Annotated in this window: 22 protein-coding genes and 1 pseudogene; 7 read left to right on the top strand and 16 right to left on the bottom strand. The window is 64.3% G+C overall.

The window, feature by feature from the left end; translation table 11 throughout:
- Positions 1-134: 134 nt before the first annotated feature.
- The 4 genes from JO236_RS12540 to JO236_RS12525 all read right to left on the bottom strand — a co-directional run bounded on the left by JO236_RS12540 (position 135) and on the right by JO236_RS12525 (position 3408).
- Positions 135-1016 carry an SDR family oxidoreductase gene (locus JO236_RS12540; protein WP_323802156.1) on the bottom strand — a complete coding sequence of 294 codons (882 nt, stop codon included), beginning with the start codon at positions 1014-1016 and terminating at the stop codon, positions 135-137.
- Positions 1013-1489 carry a MaoC family dehydratase gene (locus JO236_RS12535; RefSeq protein ID WP_293330196.1) on the bottom strand — a complete coding sequence of 159 codons (477 nt, stop codon included), beginning with the start codon at positions 1487-1489 and terminating at the stop codon, positions 1013-1015. The genes JO236_RS12540 and JO236_RS12535 overlap by 4 nt, the downstream gene beginning before the upstream one ends.
- The gene (locus JO236_RS12530) at positions 1486-2679 is read right to left on the bottom strand and encodes an amidohydrolase family protein (protein ID WP_293330193.1); all 1194 of its coding nucleotides are present in this window, start codon (positions 2677-2679) and stop codon (positions 1486-1488) included. The genes JO236_RS12535 and JO236_RS12530 overlap by 4 nt, the downstream gene beginning before the upstream one ends.
- A gap of 99 nt (positions 2680-2778) precedes the next feature.
- Complete coding sequence (locus JO236_RS12525; protein WP_293330190.1) at positions 2779-3408, bottom strand: cysteine hydrolase; 630 nt, start codon at positions 3406-3408, stop codon at positions 2779-2781.
- A gap of 50 nt (positions 3409-3458) precedes the next feature.
- Here JO236_RS12525 and JO236_RS12520 point away from each other — a divergent pair, with 50 nt between their 5' ends.
- Positions 3459-3896 (top strand): nuclear transport factor 2 family protein, encoded by a 438-nt coding sequence (locus tag JO236_RS12520; protein WP_293330187.1) that lies wholly within the window; start codon positions 3459-3461, stop codon positions 3894-3896.
- 6 nt (positions 3897-3902) lie between these two features.
- Here JO236_RS12520 and JO236_RS12515 read toward each other — a convergent pair whose 3' ends face one another.
- Together JO236_RS12515 and JO236_RS12510 are read right to left on the bottom strand one after the other, a co-directional pair.
- Entirely contained in the window at positions 3903-4805 is a 903-nt protein-coding gene (locus tag JO236_RS12515; RefSeq protein WP_293330184.1) for a TIGR03619 family F420-dependent LLM class oxidoreductase, read from the bottom strand.
- Positions 4802-5926, bottom strand: coding sequence for an acyl-CoA dehydrogenase family protein (locus tag JO236_RS12510; RefSeq protein WP_293330181.1), 1125 nt, complete (start codon positions 5924-5926; stop codon positions 4802-4804). Before JO236_RS12510 ends, JO236_RS12515 begins: the two co-directional genes overlap by 4 nt.
- A 266-nt stretch (positions 5927-6192) precedes the next feature.
- Between JO236_RS12510 and JO236_RS12505 the strand changes: the two genes are divergently transcribed.
- Genes JO236_RS12505 through JO236_RS12490 form a run of 4 tightly spaced genes read left to right on the top strand, consistent with a single transcriptional unit; the run spans position 6193 to position 11120 of the window.
- A complete protein-coding gene (locus tag JO236_RS12505) occupies positions 6193-7389 on the top strand; it encodes an amidohydrolase family protein (protein WP_293330178.1) in 1197 nt (398 codons plus the stop codon).
- Between the two features lie 7 nt (positions 7390-7396).
- Positions 7397-8365 carry an acyl-CoA dehydrogenase family protein gene (locus JO236_RS12500; protein WP_293330175.1) on the top strand — a complete coding sequence of 323 codons (969 nt, stop codon included), beginning with the start codon at positions 7397-7399 and terminating at the stop codon, positions 8363-8365.
- A complete protein-coding gene (locus JO236_RS12495; RefSeq protein WP_293330172.1) occupies positions 8362-9564 on the top strand; it encodes an acyl-CoA dehydrogenase family protein in 1203 nt (400 codons plus the stop codon). Before JO236_RS12500 ends, JO236_RS12495 begins: the two co-directional genes overlap by 4 nt.
- Positions 9561-11120: a class I adenylate-forming enzyme family protein gene (locus tag JO236_RS12490; RefSeq protein WP_293330169.1), complete on the top strand. Its 1560-nt coding sequence runs from the start codon at positions 9561-9563 to the stop codon at positions 11118-11120. The genes JO236_RS12495 and JO236_RS12490 overlap by 4 nt, the downstream gene beginning before the upstream one ends.
- Positions 11121-11229: 109 nt before the next feature.
- On the opposite strand, the pseudogene JO236_RS12485 reads toward JO236_RS12490, so the two are convergent.
- From JO236_RS12485 to JO236_RS12445, 9 genes and pseudogenes are all read right to left on the bottom strand, one after another.
- A pseudogene (locus JO236_RS12485) lies at positions 11230-12408 on the bottom strand (amidohydrolase family protein).
- A gap of 317 nt (positions 12409-12725) precedes the next feature.
- Positions 12726-13484, bottom strand: a complete 759-nt coding sequence (locus JO236_RS12480; RefSeq protein WP_293330166.1) for an SDR family NAD(P)-dependent oxidoreductase — start codon at positions 13482-13484, stop codon at positions 12726-12728.
- On the bottom strand, positions 13481-14083 hold the full coding sequence (locus JO236_RS12475) for an SDR family oxidoreductase (RefSeq protein WP_293330163.1): 603 nt from the start codon (positions 14081-14083) through the stop codon (positions 13481-13483). The genes JO236_RS12480 and JO236_RS12475 overlap by 4 nt, the downstream gene beginning before the upstream one ends.
- A 114-nt stretch (positions 14084-14197) precedes the next feature.
- The gene (locus JO236_RS12470) at positions 14198-15649 is read right to left on the bottom strand and encodes a class I adenylate-forming enzyme family protein (protein WP_293330160.1); all 1452 of its coding nucleotides are present in this window, start codon (positions 15647-15649) and stop codon (positions 14198-14200) included.
- Positions 15646-16446 (bottom strand): enoyl-CoA hydratase/isomerase family protein, encoded by an 801-nt coding sequence (locus tag JO236_RS12465; RefSeq protein WP_293330157.1) that lies wholly within the window; start codon positions 16444-16446, stop codon positions 15646-15648. The genes JO236_RS12470 and JO236_RS12465 overlap by 4 nt, the downstream gene beginning before the upstream one ends.
- On the bottom strand, positions 16443-17258 hold the full coding sequence (locus JO236_RS12460) for an enoyl-CoA hydratase/isomerase family protein (RefSeq protein WP_293330154.1): 816 nt from the start codon (positions 17256-17258) through the stop codon (positions 16443-16445). Before JO236_RS12460 ends, JO236_RS12465 begins: the two co-directional genes overlap by 4 nt.
- On the bottom strand, positions 17255-18514 hold the full coding sequence (locus tag JO236_RS12455; RefSeq protein WP_293330151.1) for an acyl-CoA dehydrogenase family protein: 1260 nt from the start codon (positions 18512-18514) through the stop codon (positions 17255-17257). The genes JO236_RS12460 and JO236_RS12455 overlap by 4 nt, the downstream gene beginning before the upstream one ends.
- 12 nt (positions 18515-18526) lie before the next feature.
- Positions 18527-19333: an enoyl-CoA hydratase/isomerase family protein gene (locus JO236_RS12450; protein WP_293330148.1), complete on the bottom strand. Its 807-nt coding sequence runs from the start codon at positions 19331-19333 to the stop codon at positions 18527-18529.
- Positions 19334-19337: 4 nt separating this feature from the next.
- Positions 19338-20588: a hypothetical protein gene (locus tag JO236_RS12445; RefSeq protein WP_293330145.1), complete on the bottom strand. Its 1251-nt coding sequence runs from the start codon at positions 20586-20588 to the stop codon at positions 19338-19340.
- A 52-nt stretch (positions 20589-20640) separates the two neighbouring features.
- Here JO236_RS12445 and JO236_RS12440 point away from each other — a divergent pair, with 52 nt between their 5' ends.
- Positions 20641-21468, top strand: coding sequence for an enoyl-CoA hydratase/isomerase family protein (locus JO236_RS12440; protein WP_293330142.1), 828 nt, complete (start codon positions 20641-20643; stop codon positions 21466-21468).
- A gap of 11 nt (positions 21469-21479) precedes the next feature.
- On the opposite strand, the gene JO236_RS12435 is transcribed toward JO236_RS12440, so the two are convergent.
- Positions 21480-22346, bottom strand: a complete 867-nt coding sequence (locus JO236_RS12435) for an SDR family NAD(P)-dependent oxidoreductase (protein WP_293330139.1) — start codon at positions 22344-22346, stop codon at positions 21480-21482.
- 57 nt (positions 22347-22403) lie between these two features.
- Between JO236_RS12435 and JO236_RS12430 the strand changes: the two genes are divergently transcribed.
- Positions 22404-22667: AMP-binding protein (locus tag JO236_RS12430; RefSeq protein ID WP_323802155.1), on the top strand; the 264-nt coding region annotated here is incomplete at its 3' end.

Raw genomic sequence — 22667 nt, 5'->3', positions numbered from 1 at the left:
GCTAAACGCCAGAGCGGCAGAGTGAGTCGGGCGAACTGCTTTCTGACGAAGGCACGCGGCGGGGTCGATTTCTTTAAGTGTTCCCTCTCGCTATCCGCCTCGCTCGAATCTTGGAGCCGCTGGTACGACGGCTGTCAAGCCAGCCTCAAGAGGTCCCGCCGTCGCATCGCGGCCATGACGCCGCCGTCGCAAATGATGTCAGTGCCGGTAAGGTAGCCGGCTCTGTCTCCGGCGCAAAAAGCCAGCAGTTCGGCGATTTCCGATGGATTGCCGAATCGCTTCAAGGCTCCCAGTTGTACAAGTGTGCCTGCGCCACGTTCCTCTAGCCGTCCCATCGGAGTGTCGAACGATCCGGGAGACACGGACAGCACCCGCGCTCCTTTAGCTCCAAAGTTCGCCGCCATAATCTTGCTGAACCAGATGACAAAATTCTTGCTGAGCATGTAGGCGAGCCCTGGTCGCGCCCGACGCGGAGCTACGTTGCACATCAGCAGTAGGTCTCGATGAAATCGATCGAGATCAGACAATGCTCTGCCGTAGCACCGCTTCGGGGCAATGATAGTCGGAAGCTGATGCCCTGCAACGGATGCCACGTTCACCACCGCCATCTCCGTGGTGGCTATGTCATAGAAGGCAGTGTTAACCAGCACCGTGCCGACAGCGTTGATGCGGAGGATGAGATCCGCTGAACCCATGTTCGGACTCACGCCGGCTGTGTGGACGATCGCGCCAATTGGTCCTAGTTGCTGCGCCAGCCGAGCGAGTTCGGTTACCGACTTTTGGTCAGTGACATCGCAGACCGTCGCAGTGCAATCGACGCCCGCCGCTCTGAGTTCATTTGCGGCGGCGTTGACGCCCTCGCGGTGTATGTCGCTCAACAGGACTGAGTGATCTCGCCCCAAGATCCTGGCGGCGGCGAGTCCCATTCCTCCGGCTCCGCCGGTCACAACTGCGAGCTTGGACGCCAGCGGTTTCTCATCCCCAACAATCAGCTCACTGCCCATGGGAAAATTCACGCGTCGACCATCGCGGCGATCGTGTCGACGACGCACGCCGGTCGGTCATTTCCCTCAACTTCGACGGTGACGCGCACTGTGGCCCGACCTCCACTCTCGTTGCGCTCCACCTTCAGTAGCTCGGCACCCGCCCGGATACGTGAATCCACGGGGACGGGGGCGGGGAACCGCAGCTTGTCGACGCCGTAATTGACCTGCATCGCCAAACCGGTCACCCGGTAGATCTGTTGCACGAGAACGGGTACCAGCGACAAAGTGAGGTAGCCGTGCGCAATGGTCTTGCCGTAGGGACCGGTCGCCGCCTTGTCGGGGTCGACATGAATCCACTGATGGTCGCCGGTCGCCTCGGCGAACAGATCGATTTCCTGCTGAGTGACCTGACGCCAGTCGCTGTAGCCGAGGTGCCTGCCGACATGCGCCTCGAAGCCGGCGATCCCGTCGTAGACCGTCGGAGACGTGGACGCCTGGGTCATGCCGGGACCTTGAGCCCCAACTGCTCAATAGCGTTGCCGCCCATAATCTTCGCCTTGGTAGATTCCGAGACTCCGTCGAGACGGTCGACGAAGCTCAGTGGGTCACCCATGCCCTCGGGGTGCGGGAAGTCGGAGCCGAACATCACGTGGTCCTCGCCCATGATCTCGATGATTCCCTTGACGTCGTCTTCGAGGAACGGGTGAATATAGATATTGCGCTTGAACACCTCGACGGGATGCTCGTCGAACTCCTTGGGCATGATCTTGTATGCGGTGTTGAGTTGCTCGAGAAGATTGCGCACCCAGCCGCTGCCGTTCTCGACGCAGAGGATCTTCAAGTCTGGGAAGCGCGACAGCGCGCCATGGCAGATCATCGCGGCCAGGGTGTCCTCGATGGCGCGGTGGCCCATCACGACCTCTCGCAGCGCGCTCGGCTTGAAGGACAGGTATTCGTCGCCGCCCTCCCATTCCATGAGGTGCTTTTGGTAGCCGCTGTCCGAGGCATGCATGGTTACCGGCATGCCGGCGTTGACAACCTCTTCCCAGAACGGGTCGAACTCGGGCAGACCCATGGAGCGCGAACCGCCGAAGCGGCTGGGCACCGGCGCGGGCCGGACCAGGAATGTCTTCATACCGTGCTCGAGACCCCAGTGAAATTCCCTGATGGCTTCGTCCACCAGCGGCAGGCAGATGACCGGGGTTGCGAAGATCCGGTCATGGTAGTTGAACGTCCAGTGCTCGTGCATCCACTCGTTGAGGGCGTGGATGATCGCGTGGGTGAGGATGACGTCATCAGTGGTTCGTTCCTCGATGAGACTGGCGAGAGTCGGGTACATCACGCACTGGTCGATGCCCAGCTCATCCATCAGCTCAAGTCGGGGCGCGGGCGCCTGGTATGCAGGGATGACATCCATTGCCTCGCCGATGAACTCGCGGAAGTTGAGGCCTTCGGGATTGTTGCCCAGGAAGTAGTCCTCGGCGCTTCCCGGCCTGGCAACACGCGCGAACGTCGGGTTGGGGATCATGTGGCTGATGTGGTCCTTGACGACGAGTTTGGGCCGGCCATTGACCTCGACGTAACCGACCTTGCCGCGGTGCTCCTTCGGCAGGTACTTCGTGAGCGCGTCCGTCGTCTCGTACATGTGGTTGTCGATGTCGAAAACCGGGTAGGGCAATGATCGGGAAGACATGGATTTTCCTCCTGAGCAGCGAATATGATCATTTACGCTAGTTGAGAATGACGTTATCACCATCGCACGCCAACATCCACATCGGAGTGAGAGCAGGGGTCAGGCCAATGCATTCCACGCGTCGACAACCGCTTGGGACAGGGTCACCGTGGCCAGCAGGGACAGGGTGTTGTCGATGACCGAATCTGCGTACTCCCGCGGGTATCCGCTCACCGCATCCCGCGGCAAAACGAATTGGTAGCCGCGATTGACCGCGTCCATGACAAAGTTCGTGATAGCGACGTTGACCGAAACACCCACTCCCACAATCGTCTTAGTGCCCAGGTTACGCAGCACAGAGTCGAGATCGGTGCCGCACATAGGGCCGACGCCGTGGGTGCGGGTGAGGACGAGGTCGGTATCGAGCGGGCCCAACTCTGGGAGTACCGATGCCCCTGGGCTACCGGGCGTGAGGTCGACAGTGAACGACTTGCCCGCCGCGAACAGTCGAGCGTTCGTGTTGGAGCCGCGACCATCGGCGCGCCGTTGGATCAGGCAGTGTACGACCGTGACACCGGCAGCCCTGGCGGCGTCAAGCAGTTTGGCGATGTTGGGAATGGCTTCGCGGTGGGCCTCTTCGGCAAGCAATGGCAGACCGGCCTGCGCTCCGATCACCCCGCCCTGGCATTCCTGGGTGACCAGCGCGGTGGTTGCGGGATCGAGCAGGTCCTGGAGGCTTGGTTGCGGCATGAGAATAGACGTTATCGTGTGCCGGGAAGCGACTTCGACGAGGAGGCCAGATGGAGGCTTGGGAGCTTGAGGTGCGGGAGTCGGTGCGGCAGACGTTGGCCGACTACACCGCGGCCACCGACCGGTTCGACCTCCGCGCGTTGGCGTCATGCTTCGGCGAAGAGGGGGTATTGGAATTCACTGGGGGTGCCCAACCGCTCACAGGACCCGCGCAAATCGAGGCCGGTCTTGGCGCCGCGGTGACCCGGCCATCGCAAGCCACGCGGCGCGCACCGACTCACGTCCGGCACCACGTCTCCAGCATCAGGTTCGGGTCGGTGACCCGTAACAGGGTGGAGGTCAGCAGTTATTTCGCTGTCCACACCGACATCGGGCTCGACCACTGGGGCCGCTACCGGGACGTACTGGTCCCCATGAACGGTCGGTGGCTGTTCGCCCATCGGCGAATCGGCGTGGACGCATTCGCGGCCAACAGCCTGATGGCCTGAGGGCCGTCATGCCGTGATGAATTCCTTGGCGAAGGCGCAGGCGCGATCGATAAATTCGGCCCGATCGGCGCCCGGCGGCGCGATGGTGAGCCAGGTCGCCCCGGCCCCTTCGAGCCTTTCGATGGTCGTGTGGCGTTCGTCGACCGATATGCTGTCGTCCAACATGTTTCCCGCGGAAAAGCAGACGTCCAGCGGTGCCGTGCGGCCGATTTCGGCCGCGTACTGCTTAGCCCAGTCGATGGCGATCTTCAACTCTTCGATCGTCGAGATTTCGGCGGTACGCGACGCCACGGCGTAGCCGAACGTATTGAACGGCGCCCACCCCTGAGCGCGCGATACTGCGCGGCGGACGGCCGGCTTGCTGTTGCCGCCGACCCACACCGGTGGCGGGGTCGCCGGTAGCGGGCGCAGCCGTACACCGCGGGCGGTGAACGACGTCCCTTCGTAGGCGATGTCCGCACCGGTGAGCACCTTGTCCAGGACATCGAGGGCCTCGTCGAGGAGCGCGCCGCGGTTATCGAAATCGACGCCGAGGGCCCTGAACTCGGGCTTGAGGTATCCCGCGGCAGTCCCGAGGATGAGCCGCCCTTTCGACAGCGCGGCGAGGCTTTGAATCGACTTGGCACCGAGAAACGGGTTGCGGTAAGCCGCGATGTAGACATTGGTCAGCAGCTTGACGTCGGTCGTTGCCGCCGCGGCGAACGCCAATCCGACGAACGGATCAAGGGCGTGGTGGCCGCCGTGGTCGAGCCACTTCGCGTCGGGTGCCGGGTGGTCGGTGACGTGGACTGCCGCGAACCCACTTGCCTCAGCCACTTGGGCGACGTCGGCGATGGCTTCAGCGGTTACGAACTCGTCGATTGCCTCGACGCGCTGGGTGGGCAGTTCGAGGGAGAAGGATACGGTCACAAGGGTCCTTTCACTCCGGAGACGAGCGCCGCCAGGCGCTGGGCGTGGTAATCCGGGTGGCCGAAGATCAACTGGGTGACCTTGGCGCGCCGGACGAACAGGTGGGCATCGTGTTCCCAGGTGAACCCGATGCCGCCGTGGATGCGCATGTTGTCGAGCGCAACTTGCAGGAACGCTTCCGAACACACCATTTTCGCGACCGACGCGGCAATTGGAAGGTCGTCAATGTCATCAGCGCCGGCCACGTCGGCCGCATGCGACACGGCCGAACGCGCACCCTCCACCTGAATCAACATGTCCGCACACCGATGCTTGATCGCTTGAAAGCTGCCGATTGGCCGACCGAACTGGATTCGATTCTTGGCATAGTCGACCGCCATGTCGAGGCAACGTTGCGCGGCGCCTAGCTGTTCGGCCGTCAGCGCGATGAGGGCGAGGTCCGATGTGCGCGCCAGGAAGTTGGCGGCGCCACCGTCGGTTCCGATCAGTTCTGCTTCCGCGCCGTCGAACTCCACCCGGGCCACCTTGCGGGTGCGGTCGAGTCCGGCCAGCGGCGTGCGACGAATCCCCTCTGACCCGGCGTGCACCGCGAACAGCGAGATGCCGGCGTCGGTGATGGCCGCCGCCAGGACGACGTCCGCAGTGTGGCCGTCGATCACGAGCGGCGCCGTACCGTGGATCCGATGACCGACGCCGTCGCGGTCAGCCGTCAACGTCACGGCGGCGGGGTCCCATGCGTCGAGTCGGCCGTTGAGGATCAGCGTCGCGGTGGTGGAGCCGTCGATGAATCCGGGGACGAAATGCTCCATTGCCGCGTCGTCGCCACTGGCGAGAACGGCCTGTGTCGCCAGCGCCACCGTGGCGAAAAATGGCGAGCACAACAGCGCGCGCCCCATTTCCTCGAAAACCACCGCCAGCTCGGCCACTCCAGCGCCGGCCCCACCCCACCGCTCGGGAACGGCGATGCCGTGCAGGCCCAGCTCCCCGGCCATTTGGCGCCAGGACGACTCGTCGTACCCGGTGTCCGTCGCCATCAGCTTGCGAACCGTCTCGCTGGGTGACGTCGCCGCCAGGTAGTCGCGCACGACGCTGCGGAGGTCGTCGGCCTCACTTGTCGCCACGCACGCCCTCCCGACTCACCCGCATCTCGGCCGCGGCGGAAATCGGCTTGAACGGCACAGGGCGGCGAAGGCTCATGGATTCACCCGATCGCGTTGTCCGTCAGTGGCTTTGATGGGACCATATCTTTCTTCGCGCGGGTCGCGGCAGGGCCGGCGCCGCCAACTCCGGGCGTCCTCACCATCCCGCTCTCGATGGGCATTGTCGGATCAGGATAGTATGTTTTCTGAAAATAGAGAATAAGCATTCTCGCTGAAGGAGCGACGCGGTGACGACGAAACTCGATTACGGCATCTTTGACTGCGACACCCACTGCTACGAGACACGCGACGCGTTCACCCGTTATCTGCCGGAAAAGTATGGAGACCGGGCGATCACCACCGTGCGCGGGGCGGACGGCGTAGAGGTGATCCTCGCGGGACGTCGCGTCGCCACCTTCAACAGCGAAGGGGGTCTGGGTCTTGATGTCGCTTACCGTCCCGGCTCGCTCAAGGAGATGCTCAAGCAAATGGGATCGGGCAATCCTGAGGAGTCCTACGAGCCGCAACCCATGCAACCGGAATTCATCCAGCGTGCTGCACGCCTGGCCGTCATGGTGGACCAGAACATCGAGCGTATGGTCATCTATCCAAGCGGTATGGCCCTGGCCGCCGAACACTACGTCGATGACACAGCGGCACTGTACGCCAATCTGCGCTCGTTCAACCGATGGTTTGACGAAGAATGGGGTTTTAACTACCAAGATAAGATTTTCGCCACGGCGCTGATGTCGTTGCGCGACTTGAATTCTGCGATCGCAGAGACAGAGGCGATCATCGCGCAGGGGGCAAAGTTCGTGCTGCTGCCAACTGGGCCGGCATACGGTCGATCACCCGGCGACCCGTACTTCGACCCGATTTACGCACGCTTGCAGGAGGCCGGCTGCGTCCTGGTGTTCCACATCATGCCGTTCTGGTACTTCAATGCGATCTCCCCCGCCTGGGGTCAGAACCCCGACCCTGCCTCTTGGCACATGTCGGCTTGGCAGTGGATGAACATCTACGGCCAGCGGCCGATCGAGGAGACGTTGTCCGCGCTCATCTTCGACAACCTCTTCGGTCGTTTTCCGGCTCTGAATGTCCTTGTGGCCGAGCATGGGGCGGAATGGGTGCCGTTCTTCGTCAGACACATGGACAAGAGCCGAGGCATGGGCCGCAACGGTCCGTGGATCGGCGGGAAGTTGACGGAACGGCCGTCGGCGATCTTCCGCCGTCATGTCCGTGTCGTGCCGTACCCCGAGGACGACATCCCAGCGATCGTCGCGGGCATGGGATACGACGACTGCCTGGTGATGGGCTCGGATTACCCCCACGCCGAAGGGCTTGCCGAACCTGCTGACTTCGTCAAACTGCTCGATCCGCTCGACGATGCCGCCAAGCGGCGGATCATGCGCGACAACGCCGCCCAGCTGCTCTCCAGGAGCTGATAGCGGCATGGCTGACGAGAACTCAGCCGACGTCGACCTCGACCTGCTCAGGGCGTCGGCGCGGGAGTTCCTGGCCGAGCGCGGGGAGAAGGGATCAGTCAAGGACCTCGCGGCGATGGACTGGACCGGGCTGCTCGTCGATGAGGCGTTGGGGGGTGCCGGCTGGCGACCGGTCGAGACGTGCGTCGTGGCCGAGGAACTCGGGCGAGCACAGGACGGATCGGCGTGGTTCGGAACCACGATGGCCGCCGCGGCGCTGGCCTGGGCGCCCGACGATGTCAGGGAACAGTTGCTGCCCGGCTTGCTTGCCGGCACCACGACGGCGGGTTCCACCGTCGTCGAGGGCGCCGCGCGGGTCATCCGCGGCGATGGGATTGACATCGTCCTTATCTTGGGGCGCAACGGGATTCATCTGCTCCGCGACCTGGATCCTGCCCGGTTTACTCCGGATGGCGATCTACTGGATGTCACCAGAACGGTGTGGCGTGTCGACCTCGCGGACGCACCCAGCGCCTTGATCGGATCGCCCGAACGGGCCGAACAGTTGATCGCCCTGGCTCGGCTACTCGTTTCTGCCGACTCCCTCGGCGCTGTGTCGATGACCCTGGAACGGCTGACGGCATACCTACGGGAGCGCGTGGCGTTCGGGGTTCCGATCGCGAGCTTCCAGGCAATTCAGCACCGGCTCGTCGAGCTACTGGTCTTCGAGGTCAAAGCGCGCGCCGTCGTCATGCGGGCGGCTCGCGCAATCGCCTCCGCCGACGAAAGGGCGGTCCTGCTGACGGCGGCGGCGCACTCGTTCATCGGCGCGAAAGCCACAGCCGCCGTGGACGAGTGCATGCAACTGTCGGGCGGCATCGGATTCACCTGGGAGTACCCGCTGCACTACGAACTGCGTCGGGTCTTCACCAATGGTCATCTGGTGGGCACGGCGCGGTCGAGTCGGGCGCTGCTGGCGGAGGTGTCCGGCTGGTGAGCGTTTACGGAAACCGACCTACCGAGGCGCAGCTGACCGAATTCAGGAACCGGGTCAGGGCACACATCGCCGAATGCGCTCCGGCGGGCGAAGCGCGTGAAGGCCACCGGGCGCCCCAAACCGCAGAACAGGAAGCCGAGCTGCGCACGTGGTTTGCCGGCCTGTTCGAGGCGGGGTTCGCCGGCGCGGACTGGCCGGTCGAATACGGCGGTCGCGACGACCACCACCCGCTGCACGACCGCATCGTGAGCGAGGAGATTCTGCGCGCCCGCGCACCACGGCCCGTCGACCAGGTCAACCTGGCCGCACACGTCCTGCTGCACTTCGGTTCCGAGGAACAGAAGCGCACGCTGCTGCCGTCGATCCGGCGCAGCGAGCACGTCTGGTGCCAGCTGCTCAGCGAGCCCGACGCCGGCAGCGACATCGCCGCAGTGCGTAGCCGCGGTGCACGGCAAGACGATGGCAGCTGGCTCATCGACGGGCAGAAGACCTGGATCACCGACGGCCACTGGGCCGACATGGGCCTTGCCCTGATCCGCACGGACCCGATGTCGTCGCGCCACCATGGTCTTTCGGTTTTCGCCGTGCCGCTGTCATCGGACGGTGTCGAGGTTCGTCCCATCCGCACGATCGGTGATGCGATCGAGGTCAATGAGGTCTTCTTGACCGGAGTCCGGCTCGGTGCCGAGAGCCTGATCGGCGAACCCGGCCAGGGCTGGTCGATCATCATGGCGGGCTTGGACTTTGAACGATTCGGCATCGGCGGGAACGTCATTCTGCTGGAACTGTTGATCGACGATCTGGTCGTCGTGGCCCGCCACACGCATATCGACGGCGCGCCGGCGCTGGAACTCAGCGACATCCGCCAGCAGGTGGCTGAGTTGGCTGTCGAGGTCGAGGTGGCCAAAGCGTTCATCGACGACCATGTGGAGCGGCTGACATCGGGTGACGAACACCCGGGTGACGGCTCGATCGCGAAGCTAAGCTTTGCCGAGACATATCACCGAGTGGCAGCCTACGGCGCAGAACTGGCGGCGTCTGCGACAGTGGTTGGGGGAGCAGACCATGATGTGCGGGAGGCCAAACAACGGTTGCGTGAATGCTGGCTGTGGTCGCGTGCCTACACGATATCGGGTGGCAGCTCGGAGATGATGCGCAACATTCTTGCCAAGCGCCGACTGCACTTGCCGAGTCGGTGACCTCACATTCCGCCGTGCAGACGTACTGGTCCCTAGTCGAGACCGCGGCTCGAGGGCATCCCGACCGGATGGTCCTCGCCGATGACTACGGGCGCAGCCTGTCCTGCGCGCAGTTGCGGGAATCCGCGCTGACGTGCGCAGCGGCGCTGGCCCAACGGGGGATCGGCGCAGGAACGGTGGTGTCGTGGCAACTACCGACCACGCTGGAGACGATGGTCGTCATGGCGGCGCTGACTCGTCTTGGTGCGGTCCAGAACCCGGTGCTGCCGATCTGGCGGGAGAGCGAACTACGTTTTGCGACAAGGCAACTCGCGAGTGATGTCCTCATTGTGCCGGGATTGTGGCGCAACTTCGACCACACCGCGCTCGCGCGTCGGCTCGCCGCTGAGCGGCCAATGTCTGTCGTGGTCATCGACCACGACGCGCCCATTGCCGACGGGCTTCGGCTGCCTGCCTGCGATCCGGGGACGCTGCCTCCGCCGCCGAGCAACGGTGAGGACCAGCGCTGGGTCTACTACTCGTCGGGAACGACGGCGGCACCGAAAGGCGCGCGGCATACTGACCGTTCGGTTATCGCCGGTTCAGCAGGAGTCGTCGGGATCGTCGGGGCGTCCAGTAGCGACGTCAACCCGATCGCGTTTCCGATTTCGCATATCGGCGGCGCCGCCATGCTTGCCGCGGGTCTGCGCACGGGCATGCGGCTGGTGCTGTTCGACGCCTTCGACCCCGTGGAGACCCCGCTCGCCATCGCGGCGCACCGCCCGACTCTGCTGGGCACCGCCACACCTTTCTTCATCGCCTTCATGACGGCGCAGACGAAGCGTGGTGACGAACGGCTCTATCCCGAGTTGCGCGGCTGCGTCGGCGGGGGTGCGCCGATCACAGCTGAGCTCGGTCACCAAGTGCGGCAGATACTTTCAGTCGACGGCGTAGCCAATTCGTGGGGCCTGACCGAATTTCCGGTCGCGACTTCTCAGGCACCGAACGGTCCTGCGGAGGTGCTGGATCACACCGTGGGCAAACCGGTGCCAGGCGTTGCGGTACGGGTCGTCGATGAAACGGAGCGGCAGGTCGCCCGAGGTGCGGAGGGAGAGCTGCGGCTCAAGGGCCCGCAATGCTTCCTCGGCTATGTCGATGCCTCTTTGGATGCCCACGCATTTGACGCCGACGGATGGTTCCGCACAGGCGATTTGGGCCGCATCGACCACGACGGCAATGTCGTCGTCACCGGGCGGATCAAGGATGCGATCATCCGCAATGCGGAGAACATCTCGGCGCTAGAGGTCGAGGGCGTGCTGGCCAGCCACCCGGCGGTGGCCGACGTCGCGGTCATCGGAGTGCCCGATGAGCGCACCGGGGAGCGCGTCTGCGCTGTCGTCGTCGTGCGCCCAGGCGCGGCGGTGACGCTCTCGTCGGTCTTTGAACATTGTCAAGCTCGAGGGCTCAGCAAGCACAAGACACCGGAACGACTCGAAATCGTTGATGCGCTACCGCGCAACCTCACCGGCAAGGTGCTCAAGACCGAATTGCGGGCCCGGTTCGGGAGCAAAATATGATGTTCACGCTTCGATTCGCCATGCGGCGCCGGCCATCCCGTAACACCGAGTCGGCCAAGATCACGCATACGAAGACCGTCGTGCCAACCCACCTGATTATGGATGTCGGCTAGATTCCGATAAGTTCCCTCAGGTTTCCGCCCATCACTCGTGCGGTGGTGGTCACCGGGAGGTTCTCGAGTTCCTTGACGAACTCCGCGGGTTCGGCGAGGCCTTCCGGATGCGGATAGTCCGACCCGAACATCACGCGATCGGCGCCCAGGATGTCGATGAGGTGCGACATGTCCTCTTCGTGAAACGGATTGACCCAGACATGCCTGCGGAAGACATCACCAGGATGCTCGGTAAAGTCCTTGGGCTTCTTGTGGTAAACCCGGTCGAACACTGCCATCAACCGCTGTGCCCATGAGCCGCCGTTCTCGACCACGCCGATGCGTAGGCCGGGGAACCGCTCGAACACACCGTGGGCAATGAACGCCGCGAGCGTGTCGAAAATGTGGCGGCTCTCCTCGTAGATGAATCCGCGGAATTTGGTCAGTTGGAAGCCCTGGAACTCGTCGCCGCCTTCCCAATCGGAGAGGTAGCGATCGTAGCCGGAGTCGGAATTGTGCATCTGCACCGAGATCCCCGACGACTCGACCAGTCGCCAGAAGTCGTCGAACTCCGGCAACGCAGGTGAGCGCGACGTCTCGTCCTCTCGCGGCACAGGGGCCGGCCGCATCAGCACCGTCTTCGCGCCGTTCTCTAGGCATCACTCGAGCTCCTTGACTCCAGTCGCCGGGTCGTTGAGGGAAATTGCCGGCACCGGGAAGATACGGTCCTGATAGTTGAACGTCCAGTCTTCGAGCAGCCAGCGGTTAAACGCGTGTGTGACGGCGTGGGTGAGTTCGGTGTCTGACTTCGTCCGCTCCTCGAGCATGCCGGCGGTGGTCGGGAACATCACCGCGCCGTCGACTCCCTGACGATCCATTAGCGCCAGACGCAGGTCGGGGCGTCGGAACTCGTCGGGGCAGCGAATCGGCTCCGCCAGCTCCCGCAGCGTCTTACCTTCCGGATTGATCCCGCGGTAATAGTCGGCCCACGCGCCAGGCGTGGGGATTACCTCGTACGTCGGATTCGGAATCGTCTCGGTGATGACGCCAAGGATCTGGAGCTTCTGCCGGCCATTGACGTCGACGAACTTGATTGCGTCGGAGTACTTCTCGGGCAAGTATCGCGTGTAGGCGTCGACCGTCTCATACATGTGATTGTCCGCATCCCACACTTCGAAAGCCTTAGGTTCGGTCATCAATATTCCTTTCGAGAGGCGGTCCAGGTCACCGATAACCCGCCTGAAGCTCTGGTTGAGGTTCACTCGACAACTGGGTCAAGCAGCGAGCAGCAACGTCATTATCTTAAAGAGAGAGTCTACGTTCTCGCACGGAAATAATCGAGAACAGCCACGGATGGCAAGGTCTCCCTTGAGACCGGCGATGGCACCAGATGGTCGACCGCCCAGAGCCGCTCGGCCCCTCAACCCTCGGCTGTCTGAGCGAAGTCACGGATGAACGACGGTGACGCGTTCGGGCCGCTGTGGGGAAGTACCAGACGGATTTTCATAAAGTTCTAGAGGCTGGTGAAGTGGCCGCCATCTACCCCTATGGTTTGTCCTGTGATGTAGCGAGCGCGCGGACCCACGAGGAAAACGACCGCTGAACCGATGTCCATTTGCGGATCGCCGATGCGACCCAGAGGGATCCGGCGTGCGAGCCGCCCCTCCATCGCGGGGTCCGCTTCGATAGCTGCGGTCATCGCGGGCGAATATGCAAGCGGGGAAATGACGTTGACGGTGATGCCGTGAGCTCCCCATTCGCGAGCCAGGCTTTTGGCGAAGCCCCGCAGTGCCCCCTTCATCGTGGCGTACAGCGGCAGTGTGGCGCTCCCCTCGATACCTGTGGGCGAGGTCATAACCAAGAACGTTCCTGCCCGTGCACGCAGCGACTCAAAGGCTGCACTTGCACAGTGATAGGCACCGGTCACTGATACGCCTATGTGGTCCCGCCACAGTGCGTCATTGACGTCCTCGAGCCGGTGTGGCTGGCTCGATGCGTTGCTTGTGGCGTTGTGTACCAGTGCATCCAATCGTCCGGTCTCATGCAACGTCGTCTCGACAGCGCCGACGACCGACTGCGAGACGGTGACGTCGCACCGCACCCAGCTCGCCCGATAGCCACTCTCGGTGAGGTCCGCAGCGACCGCATGCCCTTTCTCCGATCGGGTGGCGACGAAGACGTGTGCGCCATCGATTGCAAGGGCGCGAGCGATGCCTTGTCCCACACCACCGCCGGCTCCGGTAACCAACACCGAGTATCCGTCGAGTCTCACGGCAGCATCACCGCTCCGCCGTCGACGACGATAGTCGCGCCGACCAGGCCCGTGACCTCGCGCTTGAGCAGGAATCGTGTCGTCGCGATTACCGATTCGATGAGCTTGTCATCGTCCTGAAGCGCGGCTGCAGTCACGTGTGCAGCCGATGCACTCAGCTTGGTTGCGAAGAGGTGAAGCGGGGCGGCAATGATATTAATGATCACATTTTCAGAAGCCCACTGGCGAGCGGCGGATTTGGCCATCGCGCGGATTCCCTCGAGAGCGGTGGTGGATGGGACGAGGTATGGCCCTCCCGTCATGCCGATGGAGGGCAGCACCAGGACGATTCGTCCCCCTTCTTTGTGCATCGATGAATATGAGCGCTGCAATGCACTCAACGCTTGTCGCATCGGTTGCTCCGCGAATCGGCGCCACTCGGTGGCGCTCAAAGTGCAGATGTGAGTTGGCTCGAGAACCGGATCAACGCCAATCACGATGACAACGGAGCCTGATTTCGGCAGAACCGATTCGTCGAGGTCGTGGACGACTGTTTTGAGGCCTGCCGCGATCGCCCACGAAACGGCATCACCGCGTCCTATGACATGCGGAGTTGTCATGTTCGCACCGAACTACGGTTTCGGAGTTGGAGAAACCTTGGCCTGCCGTGCGATTCGCTCGTCGTGGATCTTGACCAGCTCGCGGAATCCGATATACGTCCTGCCACGTGACTCTTACGCATCGGCCATGTCGGCGAGCTCGCGCTTGACGACCTTGCCGACGTCGTTACGGGGCAACTGCTCGATGAACACGAACCTTGCCGGGACGCGGTAGGGCGTCAGGTGTTCGCGGCACCAGGCCGCCAGACCGTCCTCGGATACCGAATCGTTGCCCCGCACCACGAACGCCCACGGCACCTCGCCCAGCCGCTCGTCTGGGATACCCACCACGGCCGCATCAAGCACGCCGTCGGCGGCCACCAAGACGTCCTCCACGGTGCCCGGAAACACCTTGAGCCCACCCCGGTTGATCATGTCCGACACCCTTCCGTCCAGCCATAGGAAGCCGTCGTCGTCGAACCAGCCCAGGTCGCCGGTGTGGAACCAGCCGTCGTCGGTGAGCCGGTCCAGGAAGGCCGGATCGATCTTGCGGGCGGAAGTTGTTGGCGTGCGTACCATCACCTCGTCGTCGACGATGGTGACGTCGATGCCGGGCAGCGGCCGCCCGACGGACCCGAGTTTGGTCTCGCCCCACTCGCGAGCGTCGGCGGCCGACCAGCCCACCACCTCGCCGCCGAGTTCGGTCTGGCCGTAGGAGTTCAGCACGATTACCCCGAACTTGTCCCGGAACCGGCCCGCCTGAACGGGCGACAGGGGGGCGGTGATCGAGCGGACGATCTTCAGCGGCGACAAGTCCGTAACCGAGTCGTCGTGCAGGACCATCGTGAGTGCCGCGGGCGGGAGCACGGTAGAACGCAGTTGGTGCCGCCGGACCAGGGTGGCGAAGTCCGCGGGGGAGAATCGGTCCATCAGCACGACGCCAGAGCCCGCCCGGAAGGCGAACAGCACCTGGTAGATGCCGGCCCACAGCGACAACGACAGCGGCACCAGGTTCGGCATCGGTGGACGCTTCGGTTTTTCTGTAGCGGGTTTCGTCCCGCGGAGCTTGGCCAGCAGCCGGTCGATGAGGTCGAGCACCGTGGTGTGCCGCAGCGGCACCGGCTTCGGCGGACCGGTGGTGCCGGACGTGAACTGCAGCAGCGCGACATCCTCGTCGTAGGACCGCGTGTCAGTCGGGTGGTCCGGTGACGCAACCGTCGCCCACGCCAGCGCATCACCGGTGATGACCGGCAGGTGGAACGTCGAGAATCGTTGTGCGAGTTCGGGAGTTGTGATGACAGCAACGGGGCGCAACGTGTCGAGCTGGGTCACGATCTCGGCGTCGGCCGCCCTGGGGTTCAGTGGTGTGTACACGCCACCGGCGCGCCACGTTCCGAACAGCGCGGCGATGGTCGTGGCGTCGTTGGCCAGCATCGCGGCGACGACCTGTCCCGGCGTCAGTCCGTTCTCGGCGAGCAGCGCGCCGAGTTGTTCGGCACTGGCGGCCAACTCGGCGCGCGACACCTCGGCGCCGAGCATGTGCACTGCGACCTCGGGCAGGCCGTCCAGCAGCTTCGCGAGACTCACGAATCAGCCTCCAGCGGAGCCCAGTGCGGAGTTCGCTTGTCCGCGAAGGCAAGCGGACCCTCGTTTTGATCCGGATGGCCCCACATCGACGTCAGGTGTTTCGCGCCTTCGCGGCACGCATCCGTGAGGCCGTATTCGAGTGCGCCCCACAACGCTCGCTTGGTGGCGCGCATCGCCGCGGGCGAGTTCTTCGCGATCTGCTCGGCGAGTTGCTGGGCTACCTCGCGCAACTGGTCGGGCGGGTCGACGACCTGGCTGATCATGCCGAGCTCGTATGCGCGCTGGGCGCTGAGTCTTTCGTGGCTGCCCACCAGTGCCATCCGCAGCACGGCCTCGGCGGGCATCTTGCGCATCAGCGCGATGGTCTCCAAAGCACTGACCTGACCGATCGATACGTGCGGATCGACGAAGCTCGCGTCCGACGACGCGATGACGATGTCGGCGTCGGCCACCCAGTGCAATCCTCCGCCGGCACACACTCCGTTGACGGCGGTGATGACCGGCTTGCCGACGTTGCAGTGCCACGCCGTCAACTTCAGGTCCAGCGTGCGCATGGTCTCCTGGAACTGCAGCACGGCCTCGCCGTCGAGCTCCTCGACGTCGGCGCCTACCTGAAAGGCCCGCCCGTTACCGGTGTGCACGATGACCCGAACGTCGGGGTCGGCGTTCAATTGCGCCCAGGCTCTAGGGAATTCGTCACGCATCACAACGTCGTAAGCGTTGAGGCGGTCCGGCCGATCGTTGATGATCCAGCCCACCGGGCCGCGTCGCTCCACGACCAGCCTCCGGTATGTCATGAAACCTCCACTGCATTTGACAGCGGTTGCCAGCGCGCCGTGCGCTTTTCGCGCCACGCCCGGGCACCCTCGCCGTGATCGGGGTGATTACGCAGCCGCCAGATCTCGTCGGCGGCATCGCTGCGGGCCTGCGTGATTCCGACTTCCAGGGAGCGCCACAGCGCCTTCTTGGTGGCGCGCATCGCGGTTGGCGAATTCGTGGCGATCGCGGCGGCCAGCCGCCCTGCTGCTGCGCGGAGATGGTCGGCCGGAACTACCTCGGATAGAATGCCCAATTCGTAGGCGCGCTGAGCTGAGACGCGTTCACCCTTGCCGCTCAACGTCATCCGGGTGATCGCCTCCATCGGGGACTTGCGAAGCAGCGTGATCGCCTCGTAGGCGACGGCCTGGCCTATCGATACGTGTGGGTCGACGAAGGAGGCCTCCTCGGCGGCGATCACGATGTCGGCATCGGCCACCAGGTGCAGACCCCCGCCCGCGCAAAGCCCGTTGACGGCCGCGATCACCGGCTTCCACACTCCGCAGTGCCACGACGAGATCTTCAGCTCCGCATCCCTGGTCCGGCGTGAGTGTCGGCGCATCGCTTCCTTGTCGCGCGCCACCTGCACCACGTCCATTCCCGTGCAGAACGCCTTGCCGTTGGCGGTGTTTACGATCACCCGGACGTCGGGATCGGCGTCGAGGGCGGCCCAGGCGGACTCGAGTTCGTCGAGCATCAACGAGTCGAATGCGTTGCCCGCGCCCGGTCTGTTCAGGATGAGCCAGCCGATACCGTCGGATTTCTCCACCACCAGCCGATGGTAGGTGTTCACGAGCGCGGAATGTCCTTCCAGGGTTTGCCTTTCCACGGATCCGGCTCTTTGGGCAACCCGAGCACACGCTCACCCAGGATGTTCTTGTTGATGTCGGTAGTGCCCCCCTCCGTGCTGTTGGCAAGGCTGCGCAGCATTCCCTGGACGTCGCGGGGCAGAGCGTCCGAGTCGTCGGTGCCGGGCCACGCGATCGCGTCGGTGCCCAGCAGATCTACCATCAGGTCCTGGATCTGCTGGTTCAGCGTGGCCTGGTGCACCTTTCCGATCGAGGATGCGGCCCCCGGCGACTGGCCGGCCGAAAGTGCCGCGCGGACACGGGCGTTCGTCCAGCCACGGATCTGTTCCTGGGCCCACAAGCGCATGACTTTGTTGCGCACGACGGGATCGTCCCACCGGCCGGTCTCCCGTGCCAGAGTTATTAGGCGTTCGGCGCCGGAGCCACCGAGCCGGCCCATGCCCCCCGACCCGGAACCCGAAACCATCTGCCGCTCACTGGACAACGTCGATGCGCTGACGCGCCACCCGTCGTTGACCTCACCCACGCGGTACGCGTCGGGGGTCCGCGCGTTGTCGATGAAGACCTCGTTGAACTCCGCCTCGCCGGTGATCTGGCGCAGTGGTCGCACCTGGACGCCCGGTTGATGCATATCGAGCAGAAAGTAGGTGATGCCCTGGTGCTTGGGTGCGTCGGGATCGGTTCTTGCGAGCAGGATCGCGAAGTCGGCCTCGTCGGCCCATGTGGTCCAGACTTTTTGCCCGGAGATCACCCAGGCTGCGTCTTCTCCCGAGCCGTCCTGGACTGCGCGGGTGGCCAGTGACGCCAGGTCGGAGCCGGCGCCGGGCTCGCTGAAGAGCTGACACCACTTCTCCTCATTGCGCACGATGGGGGGCAGGAAGCGCAGCCGCTGTTCTTCGGTGCCGTGGCCGAACAGCGCTGCGGCGGCGTTGTTGAGCCCCAACGGATTCAGCCTGGCCAACCGCAACGGTTGCAGCACTTGATCGATCGCGCGGGCGACCTCGTTGCCGACACCCAGGCCACCGTATTCGGGCGCCCACGTCGGCACGACAAGTCCGGACGCGGCGAAGACCGGATACCACAGCCGGTAGTCCGTGGGGCTGCGCACCTCTCGCAGCGCTGCGGGACTCTGGGTGGCGGCGGTCCGCCAGGACGCGGGCACCTCGGCGTCGATCCATCGCTCGACCGCCGCGACGGCGTCGGTGGGCGTGGTGGCTGGGGTGATGGGCAGCGCTGTCATGATGGTTGGCCTTCAGCGGCCCTTGAATTCGGCGTCGCGTTTGTCCCGGAATGCGGCAAGTCCTTCGCGGAAATCCTCGCTGCGGCTGGACAGTTCGAGCGCCATCGCCTCGTTCTGCAGGTGGCGGTCGATGTCGAGCCCGTTACCGCTGTGCAGCAGCCACTTGGTGAGCCCGAGTGCCACCGTAGGCGCATTGCTGAGACGCATGACCAGTTCGGTTGCGGCCGCGTCCAATTGATCCTCAGGGGCCGCGGTGTGGATGATGCCCCAGTCGGCCGCGGTGGCACCCGAGATCTCCTGGCCCAGCATCAAGAGCTGCCGCGTGCGGACCATGCCGATGAGCCGAGGCAGCAGCCAGGCCGCGCCGCTGTCCGGGGTGAAGCCGCGAGCCATGAACGGTTCCCAGAACCGCGCGTCGTCGGCGGCCACGCAGAAGTCGGAGGCCAGCGCGACGTGGAATCCGAGACCGGCGGCCCAGCCGCGCACTACCGACACGATGGGCACCTGTGTCTCGAGCATCAAGGGGATAAGCCGGTTGGCCTTGTTCGGCAGCCTGCGCTGTGTACTGCCCACTCGTGGCTTGCGTTCCAAGCGGGCGTTGTTGGCGATCAGATCGGCTCCGGCACAGAAGTCCGGTCCCTCTGCGTCGATCCGGATTACCCGCACCGATTCGTCGATGCCCGCGGCGGCCAGATGCCCGATCATGGCGTCGAGCATCACGTCGTTGACCGCGTTCCGGCGCTCGGCACGGTCCAAAGTCAGGTGCAGGACCGGCCCCTTTTGTTCGGCGCGAAGGCCGGCCACGCCGTCGTAACTCATGACCTCAGCGCTCGGCAAACTGCGCCGACACGGCGGTGAGCAGCTCCGTGAGGTTGCTCGCGCCACCGGGCGGATCGGGTAGCTGGACGGGCCCGCTTTCGCGGCTTGGCAGCAGAATCGTGGCATGCCCGGGCGCCGTGATCTGGCCACGGTGGTTGGTCGCCGCCAATTCGAGGTCGACAGCGGGCCGGTCATCCTCAGCGAGGTATTTGCGCACCACCTTTCCGGTGATGGTGTGCAGATCCCCGACGTAGTTGAAGAGTCGGAATTCGCAGTCGAGCTTCCACAGCCAGGCGTCGTCACCCATCCAGTCCGTGCACAGGTGGATCAGCCACGTCTCGCGCATGCGGCCATAGTCGAAGGTGGTGGGATTGCCCACGTTGCGAGCCGCGTCCGGTTCCCAGTGCACGCGCTGCTGGACATCGGGCACACCGTGTTCATTGGGCGTGTAGAAACGGGGAATGCGCTGCCGGTTTTGCCATGCCAGCCGCAGGGGCCGCACGCCGTACATTCCGGTCCCCATGCCGACGTGCCAACAGACCATGTCGGTGACCGTCAGTGGGCCTTTGGTCAACGGACCGATGTCGTCGCCTTCGTTGACGTCCTCCCACCATCGCGGTTCGGCGCCGCGCGGTGACTCGCGCGCGTATCTCTCGTCGAGCTCGGCGATCTCTTCCGGCGTCCACGACTTCAGTTCGACCGCCTCGTACTTCTTGCGGCCGCGCGCCTTGGTGCGCTCGGTGCGGACCATGTTGCGGTACTGGCCACCCAGGAGGACGCCCTCGTCGTCGCGGAAGACCTGTGCCGACCATTCGTGGACGGCGCGTTCGGCGAATTCACTGCTCTTGTCCAGCGCCGCGACCAGAGCGTTGCGCCGGAAGACCCGATGATTCGCACGCAGCGGCGCCCACCATTCGCGCGACGTCGAGGCGTAGAAGGCATGGACGCCGCGCAACGGGTCGCCCTTGGTCAGCGCGCGGTCTTCGTCGGAGAGCGTGGTTACTTCATCCTCGCCGATCAAGGTGTCGCCGCCGACGAGCGCGGGCGGTGCGATCGACTCGCCCCATACGGATTTCGCGGCGTACTCCGGGTCGGCCCACAGTGGGTTGGCGTCGCCGTAGCTCTCCGCCACGTGGCGGAAGCAGTCCTCGTTCGGGCGAAAGTAGTGCGGCGGCTGGGTATGGGGAACGGCGATACCGATAGTGCCGCGCAGCCGGGCCAGTCCCGCGTCGGTAATCTGACCGGTCGGCGACATGGAAATTAAGATACCCGAAAAGCGGAAACGCCGTTAACGCAGGGGATGACAGATGATCGAAGAAACCTCGGGCATCGTTGTGACCATTGGTGATGACGGAGTGCAACGAATCACCATCGACCGTCCTGATGCCGGAAATTCGTTGTCGCCCTTGGCGCGTGACGCACTCACGGAGGCGTTTACACGAGCGAACGACGATCCCGCTGTCCGCGCCGTGTTGTTGAGCGCGACGGGCGACCGGCACTTCTGCGCCGGTGCAGGCCTGGCGCCGCAGCCGGCGGACGCCGAGACGCAGGCCAAACCCATTGCCGACAAACGGCCGGGCGACATAGCTCGTATGTTGCAGCGGGGTTGGCAGCGATTGGTTGCATCGGTGTTGGACTGCGACAAGCCTGTGGTCGCCGCGGTGCAGGGCACCGCTGTGGGCGCCGGCGCGAGCTTGGTGCTGGCGTGCGATCTCGTCGTCATGTCCACGGAGGCAAAGCTTGTCGAGGCGTTCGTGCACCGCGGGATCCTGCCGGATTCGGGTGCCATTCACCTACTGACGCGAATCGTGGGTCTGCGCAAGGCCACGGAATTGCTGATGCTCGGCGAACCTGTCGATGCCGCGGCGTGTGAACGCCTCGGCCTCGTCAACCGCGTGGTCGCACCCGAGGACACCGACGCCATCGCGGAAGAGATCGCCTGCCGCCTCGCCGCTGGGCCGACGGTGATGCTGGCGCTTACCAAACGGTTGTTGTCGGTGTCGTCGGAGTCCGGGCGTGATCGCGCGTTCGAACAAGAGGCGTGGGCGCAGGAGGTGGTGTCGCGGACCCTCGACTTGCAGGAGGGCCTCGCGTCCTTCGCCGAACGCCGAAAGCCCAGGTTTCTCGGTCGCTGACGTCGCCCGCGTCAGCTTGGAGTCGGTCCGCCGCGAATGGTGAACGTGGCGCTGTCGTCGATCTCGTCGATCGAGGACGCCACCAACTCCGCCGTCAGCGACGTATCCTCGATTCCCTTGGTGACACCGATAAACACCCGTGCGACCTTCCCCGCGCCGACCGAGTAGATATGCGCAGTGCGGTCACACGACCGATGACAGAGGTAGACCACAACGGGCGTGACGAGTTCGGGATCCATGGCGTTGCCGGCTTCGCCCATGATGTTCTCGGTCATCCGGGTGCGCGCGATGGGAGCGACGGCGTTGATCGCGATGCCACTACGGGCACCCTCGATGGCAAGAACGTGCATCATGCCGACAAGGCCCATCTTCGCGGCGCCATAATTGGCCTGCCCAAAATTGCCGAAAAGTCCAGTGCCCGAAGTGGTCTGAACGATTCTGCCGTAATTCTGCTCCCGCATAACCGGCCACACCGCCCGCGTCACGTTGAATGCGCCGGAGAGGTGCACCGCGATGACGGCGTCGACCTGGTCGGCGGTCATGTTCTTAAACGCGGCGTCGCGGAGAATGCCGGCGTTGTTCACCAGCACATCGACCTGACCAAAGGCTTCCATCGCTGCCGCCACGATCGCCGCGCCACCCTCTTCGGTTGCCACCGAGTCACCGTTGGCGATCGCGGTACCCCCGGCCGCGGTGATTTCGTCGACCACGGCTTGGGCCGGCGATGTCGAAGCTCCGCTGCCGTCCACCGAGCTGCCCAGGTCATTGACCACAACCCGGGCGCCACGCCGGGCGAGCTCCACGGCGTGGCAGCGGCCGAGTCCGCCCCCGGCGCCCGTGACGATGGCTACCTGGTTGTCGAAAGTCATTGACGGCATGGGTGAGAGGTTACATTTACCTAATCGAGAACAGATATTTGCATCGGAGGACACCCCATGAGTGGCCCGACCCAGCTGCTACGACATGCGCGCCGGCGAGCCGAAGAGGCGCGGCCCCGCTATCGTGCAGCCGGCTTCTGGGCGGCGGAGCCGGTGGACTTGGTGCGATTCACCGCGGCGCGACACCCCGCCCGGCTCGCGGTGGCAAATCGAGACACTGAAGTGACCTACGGTGAACTGGACAAGCGCATCGATTCGACGGCTCGGGCGATGGTCGATGCCGGGGTGGCTCCGGGCAGTGCGGTCGTCCTGGTGGTCGGC

Source organism: Mycobacterium sp. (assembly GCF_019247635.1).
GTDB lineage: Bacteria > Actinomycetota > Actinomycetes > Mycobacteriales > Mycobacteriaceae > Mycobacterium.
This window is presented reverse-complemented; position numbering and strand designations above follow the sequence as displayed.